Source organism: Parasutterella muris (assembly GCF_009767915.1).
In the GTDB taxonomy this organism is placed as follows: domain Bacteria; phylum Pseudomonadota; class Gammaproteobacteria; order Burkholderiales; family Burkholderiaceae_F; genus Parasutterella; species Parasutterella muris.
This window is the reverse complement of the sequence record NZ_WSRP01000023.1, coordinates 37,772-44,619: the sequence shown is the minus strand read 5'-3', so window position 1 is coordinate 44,619 and position 6,848 is coordinate 37,772. Positions and strand designations below refer to the sequence as shown.

Here is a 6,848-nt window from a genome sequence, read left to right as displayed (position 1 = left end):
TTGTCGCCATGTAAAATAATGACTGAGTGAAACTGCCTCTATTGACTTCATTGTAGGTGTCGGCTGTGGATTCGGCTTTGGAATTGGTGTAGCAGGAAACAAGGGAAGAGGATGAGTAAAACCCGGTTCCAAAGGATACTGCGGGAACCAAGTAGCCAAATCAATAATTTCTCCTCTGTATTTGGCGCCTTCTCCGATCACGCTAGAGGGCACATCACTCGCAGAATCCTGCACTAATTCGATATCTTCGAAATACCATTGAGCTCTCAGAGCATGATTAACAACACCTTCTGGAATAACTACCCAACCGGCAGCTTTAGCAAACTCAGCATCCGGATCGTTTGGATCCCAGCGGCGAATAATGGGATTTCCACTATCGTCTTTTAACTCATTACCGTCTGCATCTTTAAGGATGTGCCATTTGGTTCCTTTGGATAACCCTTTGTTGTAACCGTCCTCAAAGTCATCTTTAATCATAATATCGCTTTGAGAACCAACATTTTCTATACCTTCCTTTGCATAGATAGAATTGGCAGCACTTCTAAGAAGCCAAAATGCAGCGGCCAGTCGTTTATCGTTTCGGGCTCCTTTCCAACCTGGTGGAATTTCCCTGTCGCCTCCTTCACAACTATCTCCTGCACAGAGGTTATCTGCATTTAAGCTGGAAAGGGTTGTAATCTTAGTTCCGTTTCGATAAAAATTCGTAGGTTTGACGTAGAAGTCGAGAGAAGATGCATTAGAGCGATCTGACTGAATGGCTTTACCATCAGAAGTTTCAATTTTTGCAAAATAAAAGTATGGAGCAGCCTTATCGGTGGATCCTATTGCCCAGTAATTCATGTATGGACCATTACCATAAGGATACTTATAGGGTAGCTCATCCGGTTGATCCGGCTTATCAATATCAGGATCAACCGGATCAGGATCGGTCGGGCCTGGGCTAACCAAATCGGGATTCGTTGGATCTGTTATATCGGTTAGGGCTCGCTTATCAAGAACACTCCAAGAACTCGCCTCGTTCATGGATGAAGTTCCAGCAGACGCATTAATCCAAGAGCTACCGCTAGCCAGAGCAATCGGAGTAATCAAGGATATATCTTTACTTGGCTCTTTATCTTCTGAGTCTGGTGTATCTGGGTCTGGTTTATCAGGATCAGGTTTCACAGGGTCAAACTCTTTTTTAGGTTCGTTTTCGGGACTAACATGTCTATCCGAAACGTGAACTGTATTAAATTCGAAAGCAGAGGTTGCATAGGATGTGCTTAACGAAGGATTAACCAAAGGAGAACTGCGCAATACTCCGAGATTGGAAATATAGGTGTTATAAGTCCAAGTCAGTTTAGTGTTTGTTAAAAGCAACCGAGTGTTATTGTACGGATTCACATCTCCATCTAATGCTGTCTTATTGGTTCCTGCCTGAACCTCAATGTATGAGCCAGGATTGAAGACACTCCCCGTTCCATAGCTATTTGAGGAGAATTCTACGACTGAGACACCTTTTTCTAACGGCGGTTTCGGGTTCGTCACACTCCCTTGAAGAACAGAAGCTTGCACAAGAACCCTATTGTTAATTATGAAGGGACCGATAAACTTAGTTTTTGTAAGAATAGAAGACCTGTCCGCTCTGTCTTTGTGGATTTGTCCTTGAATGCGTGCTGTTAAAGCCAAGTCTACATCAGGTTTCCCAACTTCTGTTTTAGGTTTTCCTTTTGCTATTATGGATACTCCTTCACTGTTTAGTGCTTCTACCTCTTGCACTCCTCCCATGTTAAGTACTGCAATAGGCTGCAGATGATTAGGGTTGTTGATCTCAATACCTACATATTCACCCGCTGTATTTTTCTTTCCTCGAATACCTACATACGAGCGTCCAGAACCTTTATTTCCATTATCTGTCCAACTGTAGATGCCGTACGACGCATTCCTACTATCAGTACTTTTCAGGTCTATCTTTTCAATCGACTTTATGTATTGCCCCGTTGGCAGTCCAAGAGAGGTTAGTTTTTCATCGCTCCCGTTTTCTGATTCAAAAGTTCTGATCCCGTAGAGGGTCGCGTACAATGTTCCCATTTTTTCTATGTACTGATCCCCCTGTCTAACCATTACAATTCCTTGATAAAACCTATGTTCATCATCGCCGACATCTCCAATCGCACCCAGGAAAGCTTGTTCTGTAGGATAAGGATATGCATTGCTGTCTGTATTGTCCCCTCTTAATAAGATAACTGTTCCTTTGCCATTATTTTTAGGGGTAATTGATCTAATATTTCCTCTGATGTACTGAGCGCTTCCCTGAGTTACATTAAATACGCCCATTTGAGGTGGATTTAGGCTAACTATGGGCTTCATTGAAGCGGTGTACGTATTCCCAAGCACTGTTAAATCGCCCATATCCCCCTCGACGATCTGGTGTACTTTTATAACAGAGTCTTGAATTCCTGAAGCGCTAAATATCACGCCAGAAGAAGAATAAATAGATGGAGCAAAATTTTTAAAAGAAATCAATTGAGTTTGAGATTCCGTTTTCCCCGATGAAAGTGTCTTAAAGATTGATCCCGAGGCAGTATTCTTTAGATTTGTGCACTCAATTGCCTTAACATTATCAAATTCTAAATTTTGCTGACCTGGTTTCTTCCAATAGAAAAAACTTCCCGATGACATTGTTCCTGTCAGATTTTCTAAATCCCTAAAGCTTTCAGAGGATTCTTCTATCTGCTTATCTACAGTCAACTCGGCCGAAATAGCCGGTGTTGAAAGAAAAGGGAGCAAAGAGGCTGCTATAATCAAAACACCCCCCCTCACCTCTGCTAAAACTATAACCCTTCTTCATTCCAGCTCGGATTTTTTTTGTACTATACAATGTCGCAGAGCAGGTGACAGCCCTTTTGCGCAAAGGCGATCTATAAAAAGAAGATTCGGAGGACCTAGTATTTCGTTTTGGTAATGCAACTCGAACAGTACCAATTCTTGAGAAAGAATTGCATAACATAATTGGCTTCCTGTAATTTGAGATAACTAATTTCAATGACGGTAGATATAACGAACGTCTTTATGTTTTCTAAGAAACTTATTGAGGTTAGGTGCTAGCCCACGACCTTAACCATATGAACTAATGTATCGATGGCTATGTATAAAGTGAGTCGAGAAACTATCAAAAGAAAAGCCTTTCATTCTATCCTCGGGTTCCTTAGCCTTATTCTGTTAGTATTATGCTACTGACGAACCAAAAAAAGTACTCATATAACAAACAAATGACTCCATAGAAACCCTTAATTCTTATTTTTCATTCGTCATCTGATAAAGAATAAAACAACGCTTCATCCAGAAGATATCCCAATGAGTGTCTACCATTATTAGCTGTTCAATTAAAATCTATTGAAACTTCATAGAGATAATCAAAACCAAATATTTTTAGACGATAGAGTCGCAGCTACTGCCCTTGAGAACGAGGAAGTGAACCGAACCTTTAGCTCTAACTCAAACATCTAAAAGGAATTCTGCATAACAAATTCGAACACTTTAACAATTCACATGATCAAGGCGGGGCATTAGCCTGAAGAATTAATTAAGGGTTCATTTATCATGTTCCCTTGTCGTAAATAAAATCTTTATGAAAGAGGGATCATGAAAAAAGTCAGAATCTTGCTGCCCGCCATCGCGGCATCCGCCCTTATCCTCTCCGGCTGCCAGACGAGCGGAGACATATATCGCTCCGACGTGTACGGCAGCAATCAAGTCAACCAGGCCCAGCAGGTTCAGACCGTTGACATTATCGCGATTCAGCCTGCGCGCGTCGCAGTAAACAATCAGTCTGACCGCCAGGTTTCTCAGCTTGTCGGCACCGCACTTGGCGGGATCTTGGGCGCTGTCATCGGAAATCAGGTAACACACCACGGCTCCTCAGGCACAACAATCGGCGCAATCGCAGGCGCGGCGCTCGGTGCGGGCGCTTCCAGCGCGGCCTCTCCGGATAACGCACTTGTGGACGGTGTTCAGCTGACATTTAAACTGAACGGGCGTATTTTCAACTCCGCTCAGGTCGGCCAGATGTGTGAATTCAAATACGGCCCGGCCATCATGACTTCCACGGGCCCTTCCAGCACACGAATCCAGCCGAACAATCCTTACGGATGCAAATAATTCTCTTATCGGGAGCCTCAGATGAAACTCAGCATACTTTCGTTTGCATGCGCGCTCGCATTTAGCGGAGCCGCTTCCGCACAGATTACGGAAACCGTGACACCCCTCACTCCGGTCTCTCCGGCTGACCAGCAGATCTATAACGTCCGAGCCGCAGAGCAGCAGATTCAGGCAAATGAGCAGGCCGTCGCTCTCGAAAAGGCGCGTCAGGCTCAGCAGGCCGCTAAGGCAAAAGCCGCAGCTGAAAGCCGTCAGGCAAAAGCCAGAGCCAAAGCCGCAGCCGAGAAAAAAAACAAACAGGAAGCCGCAGAGGCCGAAGCTAAGGCAAAACAGCTGAAAGCCGAACAGTATCAGGATGAGATGCGTCAGATCGAACTCGAGAGCAAACGACTCGATCTTGAAGCTAAGCGTTCTAACGTTCAGACTCAGATCGAGCTGAACAAAGTTCGTCAGCAGCAGGCCGTAGAGACGCTGCAGAAAGACGCAGCAGAAGCAAAACAGTAATTTGAGCGCAAGAAAAAGCCCGGGCTGCTCCCGGGCTTATTTTTTAGTCAATCCGAACGATACCGCTAAGACCGTACAGCCTGACGAGCTTGTCAAATGAGCCCGGCCGGTTGATCACATGAAGCGGCTGACCGGATTTCTGCGCGCTGCGTATCCAGTCGAGCACAACCGCGACCGCCGAGCTGTCTGCCCTGCGGACATTCTTCATGTCAATGACGGTATCGCCGTTCGAAATCGCGCTAAGACCAGTCTTTAAAACCGTCCCGGCGTTTTCAAAACGAATTTCTGTTTCGGAAAGAATCATTTATTTGCCTGTTCCGACCTTGGATGCTCGCTCACTGAGCTGCGCGATCAATCCCTTAATCCCGGAGTTGCTGATCACGGACGCGAACTGTGAACGATAGTTTTCTACGAGCCAGACGCCGCCAACATTCACATCGAAAATTTTCCACTGACCGTTCTTATCCATCAGGCGATAATCGAGCTTGATCGGATCGTGTGAGGAGGAAACAAGCTGAGTACGGACGATCACTAAACGCGGGTCTCCGCCCTTCTGAGCAGTACCCATCTTAACGCTGTAGCCGGAAGCCTCTTTCAGCGCTCCCGAATAGACGTTTGTCAGCAGCTTGCGGAAAGAAGTCATGATCCCTTTTCTTTCTTCGGCTGTCGCTTTGCGCCAGGACGGACCGACCGCCATGCGGGTCATGGTCTCAAAATCCGTATACGGCAGGATGTTTTCGTCCACCAGACGGTTCACATGCATCGGATCCGCTTTGCTCAGTTCCGGATCCTTTTTGATCTGTTCCAGAACTTCAACAGAAACCGACTCAACCAGCTGCTCCGGCGGAAGGTTCATATCAGCGGCCATCGCTGTACCGCTGATCATCAGTGCGGCAGCAGCCGAGCAGATGAGATTCAGAATTTTTTTCATTGAGCGTTCTCCTTTTTAGCCGCATCTGCACTTGGTTCGTCATCGAACGGGTTCAGCGTCGGCTCCTGAATCATAGCAGGACCGTCTCCGTCCTGAAGCGCGCTTTGACGCTGCTGCAGGTACGCATTTCGGGTTGCCACATACGGGTCGACCGTGTTGTCGAGCATGTCGGTCACAGGCAGCAGATTTGCGCGGGCGTTGATGAACTTCGCGCCCCACCACGGCCATGTGAACCAAGCTTCGCCCACATAGGTATTGGGGTCGAGGAACAGTTCCGGAACCAGTCCGGCTGTGTCACGAACCGTTGACGGGCCGAGAACCGGAATAACAAAGTACGGGCCTGAAGGTACGCCCCAGACAGCAAGCGTCTGTCCGAAGTCTTCCTCCATTCGAGGAATATCGACCTGCTTGGCAACATCAAAGATACCGACCACGCCGACGGTCGAGTTAATCATGAGACGGAACAGAGAAAGAATACCGTCTTCTACTTTGCCCTGCAGGATATTATTAACCGCGTTAGCGGGTTCCATCGTATTCTTAAAAACGCGTGTCACGCCTTCTCTAACGGGTTTGGGCGTCACAAATTCGTAGCCTTTGGCAATCGGACGGAACAGAATGAAATCCAGTCCCTGATTGAATGCGAATGTCTGACGATTGAACGACTCCCAAGGGTCCGCAGGATTCTTGCCGGAGTCATTAGGAACAGAAGCGCAGCCGGAAAGGAGCGCAATTGATGCGGCCGCCGCTAAAGTTAAAAGCTTTTTTTTCATGGGGATTCTCTAAATTATTTATTTCCGCCTTCGAAATTATTATCCTCGGCCTTGTTAAACAGGAACTGGCTGATCAAGTTCTCAAGAACGATCGCGCTTTGGGTAAATTCTATTCTGCTTCCGTCCTTTAAGTCCTTATCGTCTCCGCCCGGCTGAAGGCCGATGTACTGCTCGCCGATCAGGCCGGCGGTCAGAATTTTGACGGAGGAGTCAGCAGGGAATTTGTATTTATCGGACAAGGCCATAACAACTTTGGCCTGAAATGTATTGTTGTCGTAAGTAATCGATTTCACACGGCCCACTAAAACTCCGGCGCTTCGAACCGGAGCTCTCGCTTTCAGGCCGCCAATGTTGTCAAAGTAAGCCGACACTTCGTAATTGCCTGAGGAGCCGACAGTACTCAAATTCGCGGCTTTAAGAGCCAGAAAAAGCAGCGCGATGATACCGGCCAGGACGAACAGGCCGACGAAAAAATTAGTTCTCGAATTATTATTTTCCATGAC

Annotated in this window: 7 protein-coding genes; 2 read left to right on the top strand and 5 right to left on the bottom strand. The window is 46.5% G+C overall.

Translation table 11 applies throughout. The features are described 5' to 3' along the window. Nucleotides 1-2,787: hypothetical protein (locus E5987_RS08165; protein WP_202074589.1), on the bottom strand; the 2,787-nt coding region annotated here is incomplete at its 3' end. Between the two features lie 837 nt (nucleotides 2,788-3,624). Between E5987_RS08165 and E5987_RS08160 the strand changes: the two genes are divergently transcribed. After that, on the top strand, nucleotides 3,625-4,140 hold the full coding sequence (locus E5987_RS08160) for a glycine zipper 2TM domain-containing protein (RefSeq protein ID WP_160335605.1): 516 nt from the start codon (nucleotides 3,625-3,627) through the stop codon (nucleotides 4,138-4,140). A 21-nt stretch (nucleotides 4,141-4,161) separates the two neighbouring features. After that, on the top strand, nucleotides 4,162-4,644 hold the full coding sequence (locus E5987_RS08155) for a hypothetical protein (RefSeq protein WP_160335604.1): 483 nt from the start codon (nucleotides 4,162-4,164) through the stop codon (nucleotides 4,642-4,644). Nucleotides 4,645-4,687: 43 nt separating this feature from the next. Here the strand turns inward: E5987_RS08155 and E5987_RS08150 are convergent, their stop codons facing one another. The 4 genes from E5987_RS08150 to mlaD are packed head-to-tail and all read right to left on the bottom strand — an operon-like array spanning nucleotide 4,688 to nucleotide 6,845. Further along, a complete protein-coding gene (locus tag E5987_RS08150) occupies nucleotides 4,688-4,948 on the bottom strand; it encodes an STAS domain-containing protein (protein WP_160335603.1) in 261 nt (86 codons plus the stop codon). Then, on the bottom strand, nucleotides 4,949-5,575 hold the full coding sequence (locus tag E5987_RS08145; RefSeq protein ID WP_160335602.1) for an MlaC/ttg2D family ABC transporter substrate-binding protein: 627 nt from the start codon (nucleotides 5,573-5,575) through the stop codon (nucleotides 4,949-4,951). It lies immediately after the preceding gene. Continuing rightward, nucleotides 5,572-6,345, bottom strand: coding sequence for an MlaA family lipoprotein (locus E5987_RS08140; protein WP_160335601.1), 774 nt, complete (start codon nucleotides 6,343-6,345; stop codon nucleotides 5,572-5,574). Before E5987_RS08140 ends, E5987_RS08145 begins: the two co-directional genes overlap by 4 nt. Nucleotides 6,346-6,359: 14 nt before the next feature. Then, nucleotides 6,360-6,845 carry an outer membrane lipid asymmetry maintenance protein MlaD gene (gene mlaD, locus E5987_RS08135; protein ID WP_160335600.1) on the bottom strand — a complete coding sequence of 162 codons (486 nt, stop codon included), beginning with the start codon at nucleotides 6,843-6,845 and terminating at the stop codon, nucleotides 6,360-6,362. Nucleotides 6,846-6,848: the final 3 nt, after the last annotated feature.

Excerpts from the sequence above, each read along its gene's own strand:
- E5987_RS08160 (WP_160335605.1), top strand. The coding sequence starts at position 3,625 with ATGAAAAAAGTCAGAATCTTGCTGCCCGCCATCGCGGCATCCGCCCTT.
- E5987_RS08155 (WP_160335604.1), top strand. The coding sequence starts at position 4,162 with ATGAAACTCAGCATACTTTCGTTTGCATGCGCGCTCGCATTTAGCGGA.
- E5987_RS08150 (WP_160335603.1), bottom strand. The coding sequence starts at position 4,948 with ATGATTCTTTCCGAAACAGAAATTCGTTTTGAAAACGCCGGGACGGTT.
- E5987_RS08145 (WP_160335602.1), bottom strand. The coding sequence starts at position 5,575 with ATGAAAAAAATTCTGAATCTCATCTGCTCGGCTGCTGCCGCACTGATG.
- E5987_RS08140 (WP_160335601.1), bottom strand. The coding sequence starts at position 6,345 with ATGAAAAAAAAGCTTTTAACTTTAGCGGCGGCCGCATCAATTGCGCTC.
- mlaD (WP_160335600.1), bottom strand. The coding sequence starts at position 6,845 with ATGGAAAATAATAATTCGAGAACTAATTTTTTCGTCGGCCTGTTCGTC.